Here is a 19,136-nt window from a genome sequence, read left to right as displayed (position 1 = left end):
TCAGATAGTTTAAGAAGCCACTTTTTAAAGTGGCTTTTTTTATGGTTAATTTTCAGGCTATACTTTTAATATTCTTTATTAACCGGCATTTGTGATGCAACAGATTGAAATATTTGAAATTCCAAGCCCTTGCAAAGGAATATGCCAAGTTAATAACCGAGGCTATTGTAAAGGTTGCTACCGAAGTCGCGATGAGCGCTTTTATTGGAATAAGTTTACCAATGCAGAAAAACGTAAAGTCATTAGCTTATGCCAACAGCGCTATAAACGTTTCCTTCAGAAAAAACAGCAGGCAGAGCAGCAACAAACAAATCCTGAGCAAGGCGGTTTTGATTTTTAAAATTTACTGAGGTTGTATTTCGATTTTAAAAATTGCACCGTGCCGTTTTCATCAAGCTTTTTAAGTACTTTAGTCAGTTGCGGAATTATCGCTTTATGCCGTTTATGCACAAAGTGAAAGCTCTGCATCGGCATTAGAATCTGTTTATGAAAGGCCGTTTGGTCAAACCCCGGATGCTTAGTCGACAGTAAAAAGTCTAGTAATATTGTCCCTTCAACACGTTTTTGCGTGAGTAAATTAAGCTGCGCGGTGACATTTCTGACCTTGATCACATCACCATCAAATGGGTGGTTATCGATATAACTCTGGGCTGCCGGGTAGCTTGACTGAATTGCTAACGATTTAAGCTGTTCATATTGACATTGTCGGCAATTTTTCAGTAGCACTAAATTAAAATCAAAAAGTGGGTAGTCCACCTTCAATAAATTAGGATAATCATCTTTAACATCAGCAATACGGCCTAGCTGTCCATCGAGCACACCTTGGTTTGCAGCAACCAGCGCATTTTGATGATTAAAGTCGATTATATGGATCTCATAGCCAATTTCTTTGTATGCCATTCTCATTAAATCAATAACATAGCGAGCTTGAGGTGTATCGGCAGGGCGATTAAAGATCAGTAAATTGGTGCTGGCACTACTTGAGAAGCAAAAAAACAGCAAAAATAAGGCAAATCTGTTACTCAGATACTTCGACAACGTGCGTTCCTTGCGTACATAAATTGCTCGTTAATTTACTGATATGTGTTTCCAAAATCAAGCTTATCCGTGGGCTTTTTTAGCTAATAAAAGGGATTAAAGCCTGTTAATTTTGTTATACTTGCAAAATCAAAAATTTATTGCTGAGAAAGTATGAGTTTCAATTTATGTAAATTGCCACGAGAGCAAAAATATCAAATTCAATTGGATTACGAAGCGTCTTTTTGGGCTTATCAAATAAAGCGTGGTAAGAACACCCGCGAAGGTGTTTACACTGCAATAAATAATCGGCCTATGTCTGAGCAAGCTTTTCTTAAGCAGCAATTTGAGCATTACCTTTCGCTAATGAGCTAACCATGGCTGCGTTTAGATTTTGTTTACTTGAGCCAATTAAAACGCCATTAGTAAACAAATTTTATGATAAACACAAGGCTCGCGGCAGAGCGAGCAAAGCTGACCAAGTATGGGTTGCTTACAAAGAAACAGAAATAATTGCCGCTTGCCGAGTTCAAAACCAAGCTGGGCTGTTATTTTTATCGACCCTTTATGTTGATGAAGTATGGCGGGGTCAAAAAATTGCCTCACAATTACTTGCGGCTGTCACCGCTGCACAAAAAGGGACGGTTTTTACCTTCGTGTACCAAAATCTGATTGATTTTTATCTACAAAATGGGTTTAACTATGCATTAACATTACCCAATTCTTTGCAATCGTTGTTTGAGGTATATGCGCATCGAAACGTAGTTGCGATGCACTTTACGCGTGACACAGTGCCAAGTTAGCAATTTGGAACGTCAATGACTAAGTTCTTCTCCAGTATAGCGTTATTTTTTATTCTGACCTGTGGCTTATTTAGCCATCCCGCTATCTCGCAGGTAAAACGTTTATCAACCAGTGAAGGCTTATCGCAAAGTTATGTAAACACCATGCTTATCGATAACAGTGGCTACTTGTGGTTATCGACTGAAGGTGGCCTCAATCGCTACGATGGTTATCAGGTGGTTCACATAAAAGGCCCTAATGGTGAGCTTGAAGATGCCATCATTGACCGTATTTACCAAGACCCTCAAGGCTATATCTGGATAGCTTCACTACAAGCGGGTTTATTTCGCTATGATCCCACTTCCGATACTTATCAGCAGTTTATTGCGAAACCAACTACTGAAGAGCAAATTTTTATTGAATCGGTGTTTAGCATGGTGGCTGTTGATGACAAAACACTTTGGCTAGGGCGAGGTTGGGATTTTGCCAAATTAGACTTAGAAACGAAAAAAATCACCTCTATTTTTGAAATACCTGAACGCGTAAAAAGTAGTGTTATTCGAGAGCTTTTCGCGTACCAAGGTTATATTTTTATGGGCACTAGTAATGGTGCTTATGTCTATGAGCTGGCATCAGGAAAAGTCCGTAAACTTGAACATCTCCAAAATGAGCCAAGCCATATTTATCAAAATTATGTGAAATCGTTCGCTATTATCAATGAACAAACATTGCTAGTGGGGGCTGTTAGAGGCCTTTATCAGGTTGATATTAGCAATTTAAAAGCAATGTTTGAGACCCCAGATATTGCCTTTAAAAATAAAACGCTCATTAGTGAATTAAATATTTGGAAGATTATACCTGAGGCTAACTCTATTACGCTTGGCACTGATAAAGGGTTATTTGAATATAACCTTGAAACGGGTGAGTTAGCTAAGAATATGCGCCTAAAGGAAAGTGGTTACACACTAGCTGACACCAGCATTATTGATATTGTGAAAGACCGCTCTGGTGGAATGTGGCTGGCAACCAAAAATGATGGTGCATTCTATCAGTCATACGACAATTACAATTTTATCAATGTAACAGCCAACTCATTAACAGGCGATGGGCTATCGCATCATTCAATTTGGAGTATCACTGAGTTTCAAAATCGTCTCTGGCTTGCCACCCATAATGGTTTAACAGCGGTTGATTTAGAAACCTACGAAAGTGAAGTGTTTTTAAAAGATTATCAGGTTGACCTGATTACTACTGAGTTCAGTATTTACCAAATCATGCCCTACAAAGATAAGTTATGGCTGCATACTAATCGCGGTATATTAAGCTTTGATCCGAAAACCGGGCAGGCCACCCCAGTCAAAGCCGCAAACCCCGAGAGCCAGGTTTTAATTAACGATTGGGTGCATGGCATATTGTTGATGCCATCGGGGGATCTTTACTATGTTCACCCTGATTACGGCATGTTTGTTTATAATATCGATAGCCAAAAAGTGACCCGACTAGGCGGTAAGTTTGATGAATTTGAGCCGTTTTTAGCTTATGGGTTTTTACCTGCGTTATCTTCAAAGCCAGATGCGCCATTATTTTATAATGCGGGTATTCTGTATCAAGTTGATCCCGAAACTTACGAGCTCTCGACGATATATAAAGTGCCTGAACAACATGAAAATGTTGCTGTGAATGTGATGTCTTACATCATAGATAACAACAATGTGTTGTGGTTATCGCTTTCAAACTTTGGCCTAATCGGCTTAGACGCCAGCACTTACGAGCATATTTATACCATCGACCTTGAAAAGAATAAGTTAGGTACTTTGTTATACGACATGGTGCTTGATGAAGCAGGTATGATCTGGATGAGTAGCCACAAAGGACTTTGGCGACTGAACCCTGATAATTTACATTTTCAGCAATTTACTGGCTCAGAAGGGTTATTCTCGACTGAGTTTAATAGTGGTGCATTTACTAAGCTTGAGTCAGGGCAAATTGTCTATGGTACGCTAAAAGGCTTTACCTATTTTTACCCTATGGATAACCACTATCAGCAAGCTTTAATTGATCACGTAAATATTACCAACCTTGATTTGATGTCTCGTGATTTACCCGCTGAGCTAAAACAGCCAATCGACAGTGTTATCCTTGAGCATGATGATATAGGCCTCGAAGTTGCCTTTTCGGCGATGGCATTTAACTATCAAGAACGTATCATTTATGAATACCAGCTAGGTGATGGTCAAAAAACTTATACCCGTAATAACAACCGAGTACTGTTTCCAAAACTTAGTGCAGGAAAATACCACCTTAAGGTATGGGCAAAAGATCCATTAACCGGAGAGTTAACGCCGCCGGCAATTTTAAATATCGAAGTGAAATACCCACCTTGGCGTGCGCCACACTTTATTGTTTTATATGTGATTTTGGTTGCACTGTTTGTTGCTGCATGGGTGTTTAGACGTAACCGTATGCAACAAATACTGCTAGCCGCCCATAAAGAAAGTAAAGAGAGTGAAGCACGATTGAAGCTTGCTCTTGAAGGCAGCCATTCTGGAGTTTGGGATTGGTCTTCGCAAAGCCCTATTATTTATCAGCCGCGCCTTAAAAATGAGTTAGGTTATGAAACAGACAGCGTTAATTTAGATGATTATTTAGCAAAGATTCACCCTCATGATAAGCAAACTTTCCGGTTAGAGTGGTTAGAGTTTTTATCTACACAAAAAGGCTACTTCAATTGCACCTACAGGCTGCGCCATGCTGATGGTAATTGGCGCTGGTATAAAGACTTTGGCAAAGTGGTTGAGTGGCAAGACAGCGCCCCTGAAAAAGTAGCTGGCACCTACACAAATATGACCCGTGAACTGGTATTTGAAGAAAATGCCCGTTTGTTTGGTGCAGCATTTGAACAAACTCGCGACTGGGTGTTTATCTTAGATAAAAATCTGCGTATTCGCGCTACCAATAAGTCATTCCAAGATGCCTTTGGTTTTCCTGCAGAGCCTCGCTCTAGCCGTTCGCTCACACTTGGTATGCCTATATCAACTCGTATCCATTACTTACGCATTATGCAAAAGCTTGAATCGGGTGAGCACTTTTCAGCCGAAGATGTTGTTGAAGTTGCTGGCGGTGAAAAGCGCCAAGTATTAATAAAAATAAGTGCGGTTGCAGGCAATAATCGCCAACTTGATAGCTATGTGATTATAGTTACTGATATTAGCGCACAAAAGCTGGCTGAAAACGAGCTGCATCTACTGGCCAACTACGATGCTTTGACGGGGCTGCCAAATAAAACCTTGTTCAACGACCGAGTCGTTCACGCTATTGAACAAGCGGATTACCATCAAACAAAAGTGGCGTTATTAAACGTTAATATTAAGCGCTTTAAGCACTTTAATGATTCGCTTGGGCGTGAAGAGTCTGATGAATTAATTAAGCGTGTTGCTAAGCGTTTAAAGCAGGTGTTGCGCCCACAAGATAGCGTGGCACGTTTCGATGGTGACGAGTTTGTTATCCTTGCCGAAGATTTTAAACAGCTTGATGAGTTACTGCTGTTATGTGCAAAAGTGATGGATTGTGTCGATACTCATATTGAACTGAGCCAGCAAGCTGTAAAGGTGAACCTGAGTGTTGGTGTTGCTGTTTATCCTGATGATGCAAAGGACACCAAAGCTTTATTGAAAGCCTCCAATGTCGCACTGTACCACGCGAAAAGTCATGTTGAAGGCTGTTATCAGTTCTATAAGCAAGAAATGAATTTACAAGTGCAGCGTACTTTGCACCTTGAATCACAGTTAAGTAAAGCTTACCAAGAACATGAGTTTTGTAATTTTTATCAGCCAATTGTGAGCGCTGAGACTCGCCAAGTGGCGGGGCTTGAAGTGTTGTTACGTTGGCCGAGTAATGATGAATATAAACCAGAAGACTTTGCAAATGCTGCAGAAAGCTCCGGGCTAATTACCAAAATTATGCTACAGACTCTATCAAGAGCATTGATTGAGCTGCGCCAATGGCGTACCACGCATTCTGATTTATATATTTCGATTAATCTCTCAGCTCTTGATTTTGAAAGCGAAAATCTGGTTGAGAAAATACATCAATCAATAAGCGCAATTAAGGTTCCTGCGAGCGCATTAGTGTTTGAGATCACCGAATCAGTGATGATGCATGATTCAGATAAAGCGCAGCAAAGTATGGAAAAACTCAAAGCGCTAGGCTGTCGTATTTATATGGATGACTTTGGAACGGGTTATGCCTCACTGACCTATTTGAAACGTTTTCCGGTTGATGTGCTGAAAATAGACAAAAGCTTTGTTAATGATATTGGAATTGATAAAGGTGATGAAGCGATTATCAACTCAACGCTTACCTTAGCAAAAAGTTTGGGTAAAGAGTGTGTAGCAGAAGGAGTTGAAAACCGCACGCAATTGCAGTTCTTACGCTCTTTAGGCTGTGAGTATTTCCAAGGTTACTTGTTTAGCAAACCTGTAGCAGGTGATGAAGTAAAAGCGCTTTTAGATACCCAGTGGGATGATGAATTTTCAGGGTAAAGCCAAAGCTTTACCCTTTATGTTAATCTTGGCGTTTACCACAGTGGCGGCAATACAGATTGCGATTGCGGTTTTTAAGTTCGTTATGAATCGCTTTATTCGCCTCTTGCTGACTTAAACCCAGTTTATACCGTAAGTTTTCTAAGTGTTCCTCTTCAACAGGTGATAAGTGCCCATCTTCAACGGCTTCGTGGACTGCATCGGTAAACACTTGTCTGCGTTTACGTAACTGCTCAGAAAAGCTTGAGGCCAACAAACCGGTTGGAATAGCCACCATACCCATACTAACTAGTGTAATAGCACCACCAAATAAGCGACCAAGGGGAGTCACAGGCACGACATCGCCATAACCAACGGTTGTTAATGTCACCATTGCCCACCACATTGCAGCAGGGATAGAACCAAATTTATCTGGCTGTACATCGTGTTCAATTAAGTAAATACCGCATGAAGCAATGATCAGCACTACGGCCATAATAAAAAATGCCGCAAGTAGTGAACTGCTTTCTTCTTTGAACGAGTTTAATAATAGCTGCATCGCCCTTGAATAGCGTGTCAGCTTAAAGATACGCATTAACCTAAGCACTCGTAAGAAGCGTAAATCAACACTCACAAAGACCATCAGAATGGTAGGTAAAATCGCGATCAGATCAATCAGCGCCATGGGCGAAAAGAAATACTTAATGCGAATTTTTGAATTTGTTAACGGGCTTTCTTTATGCACGCTTTTATCAACACAGCACCAAAGCCTGAGCACATATTCTAAGGTAAAGATACCGACAGAAATCAGCTCAATCATTAAAAATTCGTGATGATATTGCTTTGCTAAAGGGCCGACTGACTCCAACACAATCGCCACCACATTAATCATGATCAACGACATTAAAAACACGTCGAGAGCGCGTCCTATACGTCGATATTTACCGTTACCTTCAAAAACTCGTGCAGTGTAATTTCTTAAACGATGCAAAATAATGATCCAGTTTTAGTTAAGTTTTAGCACCATATTAATGCTGCCTTCTTCAAAGTCGCGGGTGATCTTAAACCCGAGTTTTCGTGCCAGTTCAATCATGCCAGTGTTTTCTGGCAAGGTAATACCAGCAATTTGTTTTACGCCTTGGTTTTTACAATGCTCTATTGCCGCATTCATTAATATTGTGCCAAGCCCTAAACCTTGGCAATCAGAGCGCACCACAATTGCAAACTCAGCATCGAGCTTGTCTGGATCCATAAGTACACGAGACACCCCTAATGTACAGGCTGAACCATTTTGCTCTTGGCTGACAATAAACGCCATTTCTCGGTCATAATCAATTTGCGTCATTTTCGCGAGCTGATCATGGTTAAATTGCGGTAATTCACCGAAGAAGCGTTTATATCTGTCTTCTTTACTCAATGATTGATCAAACTCTAAGTGAGCTTGCTCATCTTCCGGTTTAATTGGTCTTAGCTGTGCTTGGGTATTGTTTTTAAGGGTTACTTCTTTAACCAATTCAATCGGGTAGGGGCGAATACACAAGCGTTTACGGTTCGCTTTTGCTTTATAACGGCTAAGGCCGATAGTCGCATCAAGGACCAAAAACTGCCCATTGCTGGCTAAAATAGGGTTTAGCTCAACACTGGTAATGTCAGGTTGGTCAATAACAAGCTGCGAGATGCGGGTGAGTAGGGCGCATAAACGGTATTTATCGACCTTTTCTGGTAGTACGCGGTCTTTAAGTACGCCTTTATCGTGCGCCGCAGCAATCAGGTATTTTGCCAAGTTCATATTCAGTGGTGGTAATGCCACTGCAGCTTGAGCGAATTCAAGTCCGGTGCCTGCTTCACCCAGTAAGATCACTGGGCCAAAGTTCGGCTCTGTTTTAATAGCGATTCGTAGCTCATTAGCACCTGCTCGCGGCGCCATCTTTTGCAATGAAAAGCCTTCAATATGGGCGTCAGGGTAGGTGTTTTTGATTCTTAGCAGCATGGCAAAGGCTGTTTGCTCAACTTCTTGTGCATCATTTAAATTAAGGACCACACCACCGACTTCTGATTTAGAAGGAATACTTGGGCTAATTAGTTTTAACGCTACCGGAAAGCCTAGCTCAATGGCTTGTTCTTTGGCTTCTGTTGGTGTGTAAGCAACCTCAGTTTGAATACAATCAATACCATAATGAGTGAGTATTTGGCTTGCTTCATGGGTTGATAAATAGCTTTGCTCTTCGGCTAAAAACTCATTTACGACATTGCGTGCTGCGTCTTTATTTATTTTTGCATCATCGGTGTTTGATTCTGGCGTTTGCGTTAAATGCTTTTGGTTACGGCGATAACTTACCAAGTGCATAAACGCACCAACCGCACCTTCAGGTGTACGGTAGGTCGGAATGGCATTATTAGCGCAGACCTTTCGCGCAGCATACGCGGCATCTTCACCCATAAAGTTCGTCATAACATAAGGGCGAGCCATCTTCGGGATTTTTTCTAAGGTTTCGACAATAATCTCAGCATAGTCTTCACTCGGTGCAAGTGCAGAAGGGGTATGAATGATCAGCAGGTTTTTAACTTCTTTGGCTTGCAGCAAGATTTCTAAGGCTTGTTGATATCGCCTCGGTGCTGAATCACCAAAAATATCCACCGGATTCGAGGTCATTTCTGATTGTGGGATCACTTTATTCAGTGCTGCTCTGGTCTCGTCGCTAAGCTCTGCCAGTTTCCCTGAGCTTTGCAAAAGCGTATCAACCGCCATTACACCTGGGCCGCCGCCATTGGTTAAAATAGTCAGCTGTTCGACTTTAAGTAGTTTGGGGTGCATTGCCAGTGTTTGTGTCGCAGCAAAAAGCTCTCGTAAGTCATTTACCCTTAGCATACCCGCTCGCTGGAATAGCGCATCATAGACCGCATCAGAGCTTTGTTTGCCACCAGTGTGTATTTCTGCGGCAAGGGCTCCGGCGCTGGTTTTACCGGTTTTAATGGCTATTACGGGTTTACTAAACGCAGCGGCTCGTGCTGCAGAAATAAAGCTGCGAATATCTTCTATATTATCGATATACAATAAAATAGCCTTGGTTTTTGCATCCCGACCTAAAAAGTCGAGTAACTCATCAAAGTCGATATCAAGGCAATCACCCACAGACACAAAATATGAAAAACCAATCTCTTTGTTTTTCGCCCAATCAAGAATGGTTGAGCAAACCGCCGCTGATTGCGATACAAAGGCGAGCTTTCCAGGGCTTGCAACTGTGTGCGAAAAACTAGCATTTAAGCCAATGTGAGGAATAAGCAAGCCCAAACAATTAGGCCCAAGTAAAGAGACATTTGCCTCAGCAGCAGCTTTTTTTAATGCGTGCTTTTGGTCGGCGTTTAAGCCGGCTGCAATCACCACTGCATGTTTACAGCCAAGCTCTCCAAGCTCGTTAATGATGTTGATTAAGGTGTTTTTATTAGTACAAATAACCGCAAGGTCAGGTACTTTTGGAAGTGCAGCAATGCTCGGATAGGCTAGTACGCCGTGTACAGCGCTGTGATTTAAACTAACAGGCATGATTGGGCCTTTAAAGCCCCCTTGTAAAAGGTTGCGCATAACCACAAACCCCGCTCGATTAGGAGAATTTGAGGCGCCAATGACCGCGACTGATTTAGGGTTAAAAAATTGGCTAATACGTTTAACGCTCATGCTGTTTCCTTCGCTTGCGCTGTTTGTTAAAACTTCAGGGTCTGTTAAGTTTAATACACCCAAACTAGAACCGACACGCTTCTAAAGTATTAAAAGTTATACTCATAAGATAACCTGTTTATAACTACTTTTCGAGTCAAAAACAGTGACCTACATCAAGGAGAAAAGCATGAATAAAGCGCAACCATTTAATATCGTTATTGCAGCGTGTGCATTGGCGGTTGGTTTGCTCGGATTAGGTTTTATTTTGAAAAGTGCAGCCCTTGATGTGAAAGGCATGGAGCGCACTGTTCACGTTAAAGGGTTAGCTGAAATGGAAGTGCCAGCAGACACTGTTATATGGCCGTTACAGTTTTCTGATGCCGATAACAACCTTGAAAATTTAGTAGGTCGGGTTGAAGAGAAAAGCGATGCAGTCGTTGCCTTTTTAAAGCTACATGGCTTTAGTGATGAAGAAATCAGCCTTGGTAGTCAGTCAATTATTGATAAACAAGCCCGCGAATATGGCGGCGAGAATCAGCAGTTTCGTTATATCGCCCGTAATAATGTCATTGTTTATTCAAATGACATCGAAAAAGTGCAACATGCCTTAGGCGCTGTAAGCCAATTAGCCAAGCAAGGCATTGCGATAGTACAAGACAATTACGAAACGCGTATTCAATATTTATTTAATGGCTTAAATGAAATTAAGCCAAATATGATTCAAGAAGCAACCGAAAAAGCCCGTGAAGTGGCAATGAAATTTGCCAAAGATTCACAGTCTAAATTAGGTAAAATTAAAACAGCGCGTCAGGGGCAGTTTTCAATTTCTGATAGAGATTCAAACACACCTCAGCTGAAAAAAGTGCGTGTGGTTACCAGTGTTGAATATTATCTATCTGACTAAACCCAATACCACAGATAAAGGCAGCCGCATGCGTGTACATACAATCACCATGCGGCAAAGCGCACCGAGCATAAAGCCACCACTAAATGCTACAGCCACCCCCAATAAGCCAAACTGATCTTTTAACAGTACTGCCATTAAAACCGTGACACTGGTTGCGCCAAGTAATACGTACAAGTTAATAAGCGGGTTGCCTTTTAATTTGATCATACTACTGGCTAAAATTCTTGCTGGTAATAACAGTTGCCCGAGTAACAGCAGCATTAAAATCCAAAACCCTTCCTGCAATTGGCTTTCGCCATAGAGGTTGAGTAGTGGCTTTGCGAGCAGGGCAAGCAGTAAAATAGCGGCAAAGTTAAAACGCCATACCACTTTCATTAACTCGCTAAGTTGCTGCTCGGTCGTTTCATCTGCCATTAAAATGGGTTTTAAATATTGGTTGGCGGCATTGCCTAAAATAGTCAGTAAGCCGGCAATCACCACCGCAGGAAAGAAGATACTTACGTCTTGTGCACCAAACCAGTGATGCACCAGTAATACATCGAGTTTTGCGACTAATACAGTGCCTGCACCACTGGCGAGCATGATCAATGAGTCTTTACACCATTGCTTGGTTTGGTAGCGGGCAGTACTTGCGACGATCATTTTCTTGATTAACCAATATTGATAACTGACTACACACAAGATACTACAAAACAACAATATACAAATCTCGACTAACGATAAGTCCCCACGTATCAAATAAACTAAGAAACAAAACCCTGCGGTTAATAATTCAAAGATACATTGCTGTGTTATTAGGCCTATTTTAGGTTTATTTAACGCCACTAAAAAAGCAGATTGGCTTTGCATAATGGCGCCAATCGGCACCAGTAACAGTAAATAAATTACATGTTCTTTGGCACTTTGATGCGGCGAAATGGCCTGAAAGCTGATCACCACAGCTGCAACAAAAATCACCCCGAATAAACAAGATGCAGCTAAATAAACATGCTTTAAGCCACGCAGTAAATCATGTTGTTGAGCTTTGTAGAGCGGATAGCTAATACGCATTAACGACGATGCAAAGCCCATGCTCGCTGGTAACAAAAGAATTTCACAAAGTGCGAGTAACGCGGCGAAAGTGCCAAACTCATCATTACTTAATAACCTTGCAAGGCACAAGGTAAGAACAATACGGCTACCATGGTTAAGGGCGGTAAAACTGCTGAGCGATAAAAACGCTTTAACAACATCCTTATTCATGAAATTATTGATTAAGGGCGTTTAATAACTGCGCCGTTGGCACTTGCAAATAGGCCGCGCAAAGCAGCACTTTACTGTCGCTACTCTTTGGTTGATTGGCACCATAAAATTGCTTAAGGGTATTTACCAAGGCGCTGACTGCGCTTGGGCTGTGGCTTTGGTCGACTTCCATCATGGCTAATAATGCAGAGAACTCATGTTTGGCTAGCATTTGAGTCGTGCTGTTTAGCGCTATAAAGCAACCAATAGGAGTGAGCTGCTGCTTATTTAATGTTTTTAATGCTATGCCTAAGCTTTCATTGCTTTCAAATAACATTAACGAACGCAAGTAATTAAAGGGTAGGTTATCAGCCTGACACTGCGTAAATAAATGATGTAGTAAGGTATTGCCCTGATTGTCTGTTACACAAAAAGCATTTTGAAATTTAAGACCAGGCGTGAAAAAGCTCAGTTTATCGATATCATCAATTAAGGCTACAGCTTCACTTGGCAGCGGGCTTGCTTCGAGTAAATGCGCTGCCACATTTTGTAAAAACAAGTATTTAACTTCACTACTGCAAGCTAATTGATAGATATGTTGTAATTGTGCCGCTTGCAAAACTCCCGATAAATTTTGGTAATCGGCAATGAGTTCTTTTAACTGATGATGTTGAAGCCGGCTGTTCAATTGCTCAATCGCGCTTTGCATGGAGATACTCGTTTTTTATTATTTATACATTTATAGCTCAACTAGTTGTTTAAATAAATAAAAAAGGCCGCTGAGCGGCCTTTTTCAAGTCTTTATTGCTTAAGCTGCTTGTTTTTTAGCAACCCATTGGTCAACAAACTTCTCTAGTACATTTAACGGTACTGCACCATTTTTAAGTACTACATCGTGGAATTCACGAATATCGAATTTATCGCCTAGTTTTTCTTTAGCCGCTTCACGAAGCTCTAAAATTTTCAGCATGCCTACTTTGTATGCCGTTGCTTGTGAAGGCATTACAATGTGACGCTCAACCATTTTAACGCCATCAGACGTCGCATTTGGTGTGTTATTTACGTAGTAGTCGATACCTTCTTGACGTGTCCACTTCATAGCGTGGATACCTGTATCTACTACTAGGCGACATGCACGCCATAATTCCATCGCAAGACGACCAAAATCTGAATATGGGTCTTCGTATAAGCCCATTTCTTTTGGTACTAGCTCAGAGTATAAACCCCAACCTTCAACATACGCTGTGTAGCCGCCAAATTTACGGAACTTAGGTACGCCTTCAAGCTCTTGCGCGATAGCAATTTGCATGTGGTGACCAGGAATACCTTCGTGGTATGCAAGTGCTTCCATTTGGTATGTTGGCATTGCTTCCATGTCGTAAAGGTTTGCGTAATAAATACCTGGGCGTGAACCATCTGGCGCAGGTTGTTGGTAGAACGCTTTACCTGCTGCTTTTTCACGGAATGCTTCAACAGCTTTAACTTTAAGGTCAGCTTTTGGCTTAACAATGAATAGCTCGTCTAGACGAGATTTCATGTTATCGATAAGCGCTGTTGCTTCATCAAGATAACGTTGTTTACCTTCAGCTGTGTTAGGGTAGTAGAACTGCTTATCAGTTTTCATGAATTGCATGAATGCTTTAAGGTCACCTTTAAAGCCTACTTTGTCCTTAATTTCACGCATTTCGTCGTGAATACGCGCGACTTCAGCTAAACCGATTGTGTGGATTTCTTTTGCTGTTAAATCAGTCGTTGTGGTACGTGCTAAAGCATTATTGTAGAACGCTTCACCATCAGGGAATTTCCAAGCACCATCGCGGTCATCAGCGCGTTTTTCTAACTGAGCTAAGAAGTTAATTAGCTTAGTGTAAGAAGGCTTTACTGCTGCTTTTAGGGCTTTTTCAGCATCGCTGATAAGTGCTGATTTTTCGCTATCGGCAATCTCTAACGCATTAACTTTGCGTTTAAAGTCAGCTAGTAACGTTGAGTCTTCACCGTCATGGAATGGGGCGCCGCGTAAGATATTATTGCTTGAATCAATCACGTGTGGGAAAACAAACTTAGGCGCGATAATGCCTTTATCTGCACGTACTTCAAGGTCTTTGATTAGCTGATCAATAACCGTTGTAACACCATTTAAACGTGAGATATACGCTTTAGCATCAGATACATCGGCAATTTGATGTTGGTTGATTAAAAACGCAGGGATCATCGAGTGAACACCAAACATTTGGTTCACAGGGTAGTTGTAATGACGCCATTTGAAATCAGCAATTTCGTTTTCTAAATCTTGCTTTTTAAGGTCATAGCTTACTTTTGTTGCGTCATCTAATAGGTCGCGGTTAATTGCGTTAAGCGCAACTAGATCAGCTTTAGTTTGTTCAAAGTCTTCTAAAACGCGCTCTTCGCTGCCATCATCCCATTTATCGTAATCTTTTTTGATGCCCATGTATGTTTGATAGATAGGGCTTTTCATTACATCACGGTTAAAAGTATCTTCGAAGAAGGCATTAGCTTTATCGATTTCACTTTGTACAGGTTGGCTTTGTACACTTGGTGCAGGCTTCGGTTGCTCTTGCATTTGTTGGCAGCCGCCAAGTAATGCAACACTTACCGCCGCAGCGATGAAGGTCAGTTTACGCATTATCGTTCCTTTGTAGTTGTTAGAAATTTAATTATAATTCTTAAACGAATAATTCTAGCAGGTCATTTAAAAAGCGATGGCCTTTTTGGCTTACCTGCCAGTTATCTTTATCATCAATTAGTAAGCCTTTTGCAATTGCATCAGTCAAGGCTTGTTCCTGACTTTGCAGTGACAAACTTGTAAGCAAAGGTAAATCAGCTTTGGGGCAGGGTTCGACTAAACGAAAACGATTCATAAAGAATTCAAAAGCTAAGTCGTCTTCTGCTACTTGCCATTGTTCGTATAAATACGGTTTGGCAAGATCCATATAACCTCGTGGGTGTTTTACTTTCACCGTACGGGTGATGACTTTATTTTCATCAGTAATTTTACCATGGGCACCGCAGCCGATACCGAGATAATCGCCAAATCGCCAATAATTCAAGTTATGACGGCATTGGTAACCGGGCTTCGCGTAGCCTGAGATCTCGTATTGCTCATAACCTGCTGCTGCGAGTAACGCTTGACCTTGTTCTTGAATATCCCAAAGGGTGTCGTCATGAGGTAAGGTCGGTGGCTTAGAAGCAAACTGAGTATTTGGCTCAATTGTTAGCTGATACCACGAGATATGAGGTGGATTTAGGGCGATAATTTTTTCAAGGTCGCTTAAGGCGTCTGCAACAGATTGCCCTGGTAAGCCATGCATTAAATCGAGGTTAAAGCTGTTTAGCCCAGCTTGATGCGCCTGTTTAGCCGCATAACTTGCTTCATCAGCACCATGAATACGGCCAAGGGCTTTTAGCTTGTCGTTTTGCATGCTTTGCACGCCAATCGAAATACGATTGATGCCAGCGGCAACATATTCTTTAAAGCGACCTGTTTCGACAGTACCAGGGTTTGCCTCTAGGGTAATTTCACAGTCATCAGTTAGGCCAATTAATCTGTCGACTTCACCAAGTAGGCGAGTATAAGCGTCACCAGTTAATAAGCTTGGGGTGCCGCCGCCAATAAAGATGCTATGGATTTTACGCCCTTGCACTAAGTGCAAATCGGCCTTGAGATCATCAATAAGATGCTGAACGTATTCTTTTTCGGGGATCGTGCCTTTTTGGCCATGGCTATTAAAGTCACAGTATGGGCACTTTTGCACGCACCAAGGCACGTGCACATATAAACTTAAAGGCGGTAAACTCACAGGCCGCCTTTTTGCTGCAATTGCGCAAGTAGTTGTTTTAAAGCTTGGCCGCGATGGCTAAGGGCATTTTTTTGCTCCTTAGTTAACTGGGCGCTCGTGCATTGCTCAGACGGTACGTAAAAAACAGGATCATAACCAAAACCACCCTGACCATCTTGGCTATAGGTGATTTCACCTTCCCAACTGGCACTACAAATAAGTGGTGTAGGGTCGTCGGCGTGGCGCATTAATACTAACACACACCAAAAACGCGCACTGCGAACTGGGTTATCAGCAAGCTCTTTTAGTAGCTTGTCGATATTATCTTGATCGCTGGCACCCGCTCCGGCAAAACGTGCAGAGTACACACCAGGTGCTCCATTTAGGCCGTCTACTTCAAGGCCAGAGTCATCAGCAATCGCAGGCATGCCTGTGATCTTTGCTGCATGGCGCGCTTTAATAATGGCGTTTTCAACAAATGTGGTGCCTGTTTCTGGCACGTCTGGCACTTGAAAATCGCTTTGTGGAACCACGTTAATATTAAGTGGGCTGAGCATACTTGCCAGCTCTTTTACTTTGCCAGGGTTACCCGTGGCTAAAACCAAGGTGTTGTTCATAGGTTAATTAATCTACGTAAAATTTTTGCTGAAACTTCAACGTTTGTACTTTGCCATTTTGATTAATTTCGATATCAAAACGGTAAATTTCTTCGTTGCTGTAATCGATTTGCGCGAGGTAATAAATCGCATCGCCTTCCACAACTTCTTTAAATGTAAGCTGTTTTTTATTACCAAGTAGGTTACGTGCAGTGCCAGTTAAAGTTGCAGTCTGCGCTGTTTTATCGCTGTTTTTTAATACCGAAATATTAATAATCCCTTTGCTAGGGCTACGCTCTAAATCATAGTTTTTAGCAATGTTTGGCTGAATAAAAGTCGATGGAAATGCAATGTAATGAACTTCCCAAGGGCCAAGAATCTTGTACTGGGCGCCTGCTTGCTCATCAGCTTTGGCAAAGGTTGTAAATAAACTCAATACAATCAAAGAAAAATAAATAAATTGCTTCATGGTATATCTCACTTAACAAAAGAGGCCTTTCGGCCCCTTACTGCTTCACGTTTAACGCTTAGCCAATTAAATCCATTACTAAAAACTGTAAAAACTGTAGACCAATAATCAACACTAAGATTGATAGGTCTAGACCACCTAGTGGTGGGATAATCTTACGGATAGGGCGCAACATCGGCTCAGTTAGCTGGTGGAATACAGCCTCAATAGGGTTGTAGCCTTGGCTTACCCAGCTCAGTAAAGCACGAATAATTAATACCCAAAATAGTAAGTTTAGGCCTTCTTTAACTACCGTAATTAACGCTTGAATAAATACCGGACCTGGAGCCCAAGCATTATAAAACATCAGAAAAATAACACTGAGTTTTGCTACAGCAACTAAATAAGCAAGCACTAACGAGGCAATATCAAAGCCACCCACTCCTGGGATGATTTTACGAAGTGGGTTCACTGCGAACGAAGTGGCTTTTACCACAAACTGGCTCATAGGGTTGTAAAAGTCAGCTTTTGCCGCTTGTAACCAAAAGCGTAAAAGGACCACCATTAAAAAGAGATCAAAAATAATCCCAACTAAAAAGTGCATGGCTTGCATAGTTTTACCTTCAAAAAGTAAGCTTAAAGTTCTTTTTCCATCGCTTCAGCGCGAGCAATACAGGCATCCATTGCATCTGCAACAGTGCCGACTAAACCTTGTGATTTAAGGTGCTCAACAGCTTCGTGAGTCGTACCCCCTTTAGAGGTTACGTTTGCACGTAGCTGAGAAATGCTGATGTCTGGTTGCGACAGTGCCATTTCGGCGGCACCCAGTGCTGTTTGCTGTACTAAACGGCGCGCATCTTCATCACTAAAGCCAAGTGCTTTCGCTTTTTCTTCGATAGCTTCCATAAATAAGAAGAAGTAAGCAGGTGATGAGCCCGTAACAGCGATGATGTCGTTGATTTGTGATTCTTGCTCAACCCAAACAACAATGCCTGTACACTCAAAAACTTGTTGTACAAACTCGTGCTCTTCAGCGGTTTCGCCAGCGCCATAAAGACCTGAAACACCACGACCTAGTAATGATGGTGTATTTGGCATACAACGCACCATTTTCACATCTTGACCTAGCATTTCACGTAAACGGCTAACGGTAAGGCCTGCTGCCACTGAAATAAATAGCTTGTCGCTAAAATCAACGCCTGAATCTTGGAATGATTGGCAAAGATCGCCCATCATTTGCGGTTTAACAGATAAGACAATCACATCTGCATCGCGAAGTGCCGCGTTGTTATCCGCGGTAGTTTGCACCCCGAAATCAGCAGCAACCTTAGCTAATTTTTCTTGGTTGCGATTGGTTGCAATGATGTTTTTTGCTGCAAAACCGTTCTTTACCATGCCGCCAATGATGGCGTAGCTCATGTTACCCGTGCCTATAAATGCGATTTTTTTGTCTGACATATGTCTGTTATCACCTTTTAATTTCGTTGGCCAAATATATCCGTGCCAATGCGTACCATGGTTGAACCTGCTGCAATCGCCGCTTCAACATCGTTACTCATACCCATCGACAAGGTGTCTACTTGGGGATATTGGGCCTTTAGTTTATCAAAGCAAGCGCTTAATTGCTCAAAATATTGTAATTGTAGCTGGGCATCGTCGGTTTTGGCAGGAATCGCCATCACACCGCGCAGGCATAAATTAGGACATTGATTGACGAATTCGGCCAATGCCATTAGCTCGTCTGGGTGGCAGCCTGACTTAGCCTCTTCTAAACTAATATTAACTTGAATTAATACATTGAGCGGGGCTTTGTCGGCTGGTCGTTGCTCGTTAAGACGTTTTGCAATTTTAGTGCGGTCAACGCTTTGCACCCAATCAAAATGCGTGGCTACTTGGGCACTTTTATTTGATTGAATAGGGCCGATAAAGTGCCAAACAATGTCTTTATAATCAGCCAATGCTGTGACTTTTGTTACCGCTTCTTGAACGTATGATTCGCCAAACTGGCGTTGACCATGCTTATAGGCAGCAATAATATCGTCGGCAGGTTTTGTTTTTGAAACAGCCAATAGGTTGATTGATTGCTCATCGCGGTGATTATTTTTTGCAGCTTGAGCAATTCTTGCGTAGGCGGATGTAAGTCGTTCTGCTATTGTAACCATATAATTATCAGTTGGTTGTGGAGTCAT

General features: G+C 41.8%; 17 protein-coding genes. 5 read left to right on the top strand and 12 right to left on the bottom strand.

Features of this window, described 5'->3' with window-relative positions; all coding sequences use genetic code 11:
- Window positions 1–94: 94 nt before the first annotated feature.
- The gene (locus tag PASHI_RS14440) at window positions 95–340 is read left to right on the top strand and encodes a DUF1289 domain-containing protein (RefSeq protein WP_055021180.1); all 246 of its coding nucleotides are present in this window, start codon (window positions 95–97) and stop codon (window positions 338–340) included.
- Here PASHI_RS14440 and PASHI_RS14435 read toward each other — a convergent pair.
- Window positions 337–1,038: a type 2 periplasmic-binding domain-containing protein gene (locus tag PASHI_RS14435; protein ID WP_244269405.1), complete on the bottom strand. Its 702-nt coding sequence runs from the start codon at window positions 1,036–1,038 to the stop codon at window positions 337–339. The genes PASHI_RS14440 and PASHI_RS14435 overlap by 4 nt on opposite strands.
- A 153-nt stretch (window positions 1,039–1,191) precedes the next feature.
- Between PASHI_RS14435 and PASHI_RS14430 the strand changes: the two genes are divergently transcribed.
- Genes PASHI_RS14430 through PASHI_RS14420 form a run of 3 tightly spaced genes read left to right on the top strand, consistent with a single transcriptional unit; the run spans window position 1,192 to window position 6,341 of the window.
- Window positions 1,192–1,392, top strand: a complete 201-nt coding sequence (locus tag PASHI_RS14430; protein WP_036966037.1) for a DUF3283 family protein — start codon at window positions 1,192–1,194, stop codon at window positions 1,390–1,392.
- 2 nt (window positions 1,393–1,394) lie between these two features.
- Window positions 1,395–1,820 (top strand): GNAT family N-acetyltransferase, encoded by a 426-nt coding sequence (locus PASHI_RS14425; RefSeq protein WP_054562753.1) that lies wholly within the window; start codon window positions 1,395–1,397, stop codon window positions 1,818–1,820.
- Between the two features lie 15 nt (window positions 1,821–1,835).
- A complete protein-coding gene (locus PASHI_RS14420) occupies window positions 1,836–6,341 on the top strand; it encodes an EAL domain-containing protein (RefSeq protein WP_062566140.1) in 4,506 nt (1,501 codons plus the stop codon).
- A 22-nt stretch (window positions 6,342–6,363) separates the two neighbouring features.
- Here the strand turns inward: PASHI_RS14420 and PASHI_RS14415 are convergent, their stop codons facing one another.
- Window positions 6,364–7,317 (bottom strand): ion transporter, encoded by a 954-nt coding sequence (locus tag PASHI_RS14415; protein ID WP_062566139.1) that lies wholly within the window; start codon window positions 7,315–7,317, stop codon window positions 6,364–6,366.
- A 9-nt stretch (window positions 7,318–7,326) separates the two neighbouring features.
- Window positions 7,327–9,996: a bifunctional acetate--CoA ligase family protein/GNAT family N-acetyltransferase gene (locus tag PASHI_RS14410; RefSeq protein ID WP_062566190.1), complete on the bottom strand. Its 2,670-nt coding sequence runs from the start codon at window positions 9,994–9,996 to the stop codon at window positions 7,327–7,329.
- 169 nt (window positions 9,997–10,165) lie between these two features.
- On the opposite strand from PASHI_RS14410, the gene PASHI_RS14405 reads away from it, so the two are divergent.
- Window positions 10,166–10,882 carry an SIMPL domain-containing protein gene (locus PASHI_RS14405; RefSeq protein ID WP_062566138.1) on the top strand — a complete coding sequence of 239 codons (717 nt, stop codon included), beginning with the start codon at window positions 10,166–10,168 and terminating at the stop codon, window positions 10,880–10,882.
- On the opposite strand, the gene PASHI_RS14400 is transcribed toward PASHI_RS14405, so the two are convergent.
- From PASHI_RS14400 to PASHI_RS14360, 9 genes are all read right to left on the bottom strand, one after another.
- Complete coding sequence (locus PASHI_RS14400) at window positions 10,871–12,127, bottom strand: lipopolysaccharide biosynthesis protein (RefSeq protein WP_062566137.1); 1,257 nt, start codon at window positions 12,125–12,127, stop codon at window positions 10,871–10,873. The two genes, PASHI_RS14405 and PASHI_RS14400, sit on opposite strands and share 12 nt — an antisense overlap.
- A gap of 4 nt (window positions 12,128–12,131) precedes the next feature.
- The gene (locus tag PASHI_RS14395) at window positions 12,132–12,815 is read right to left on the bottom strand and encodes a hypothetical protein (protein ID WP_062566136.1); all 684 of its coding nucleotides are present in this window, start codon (window positions 12,813–12,815) and stop codon (window positions 12,132–12,134) included.
- Window positions 12,816–12,914: 99 nt separating this feature from the next.
- Window positions 12,915–14,750 carry a DUF885 domain-containing protein gene (locus PASHI_RS14390; protein ID WP_062566135.1) on the bottom strand — a complete coding sequence of 612 codons (1,836 nt, stop codon included), beginning with the start codon at window positions 14,748–14,750 and terminating at the stop codon, window positions 12,915–12,917.
- 40 nt (window positions 14,751–14,790) lie between these two features.
- A complete protein-coding gene (gene hemW, locus PASHI_RS14385) occupies window positions 14,791–15,924 on the bottom strand; it encodes a radical SAM family heme chaperone HemW (protein WP_062566134.1) in 1,134 nt (377 codons plus the stop codon).
- Window positions 15,921–16,520 carry an XTP/dITP diphosphatase gene (locus tag PASHI_RS14380; RefSeq protein ID WP_062566133.1) on the bottom strand — a complete coding sequence of 200 codons (600 nt, stop codon included), beginning with the start codon at window positions 16,518–16,520 and terminating at the stop codon, window positions 15,921–15,923. Before PASHI_RS14380 ends, hemW begins: the two co-directional genes overlap by 4 nt.
- 7 nt (window positions 16,521–16,527) lie before the next feature.
- Window positions 16,528–16,968, bottom strand: coding sequence for a DUF4426 domain-containing protein (locus PASHI_RS14375; protein WP_062566132.1), 441 nt, complete (start codon window positions 16,966–16,968; stop codon window positions 16,528–16,530).
- 58 nt (window positions 16,969–17,026) lie between these two features.
- The gene (locus PASHI_RS14370) at window positions 17,027–17,560 is read right to left on the bottom strand and encodes a YggT family protein (protein WP_058586592.1); all 534 of its coding nucleotides are present in this window, start codon (window positions 17,558–17,560) and stop codon (window positions 17,027–17,029) included.
- A gap of 23 nt (window positions 17,561–17,583) precedes the next feature.
- Complete coding sequence (gene proC, locus PASHI_RS14365; protein WP_062566131.1) at window positions 17,584–18,405, bottom strand: pyrroline-5-carboxylate reductase; 822 nt, start codon at window positions 18,403–18,405, stop codon at window positions 17,584–17,586.
- Between the two features lie 17 nt (window positions 18,406–18,422).
- Window positions 18,423–19,136, bottom strand: a complete 714-nt coding sequence (locus PASHI_RS14360) for a YggS family pyridoxal phosphate-dependent enzyme (protein WP_054562741.1) — start codon at window positions 19,134–19,136, stop codon at window positions 18,423–18,425.

The sequence above is a fragment of the Pseudoalteromonas shioyasakiensis genome (assembly GCF_001550135.1).
GTDB lineage: Bacteria > Pseudomonadota > Gammaproteobacteria > Enterobacterales > Alteromonadaceae > Pseudoalteromonas > Pseudoalteromonas shioyasakiensis.
The sequence above is the reverse complement of the archived record's forward strand: the minus strand, read 5'-3'. Positions and strand labels throughout refer to the sequence as shown.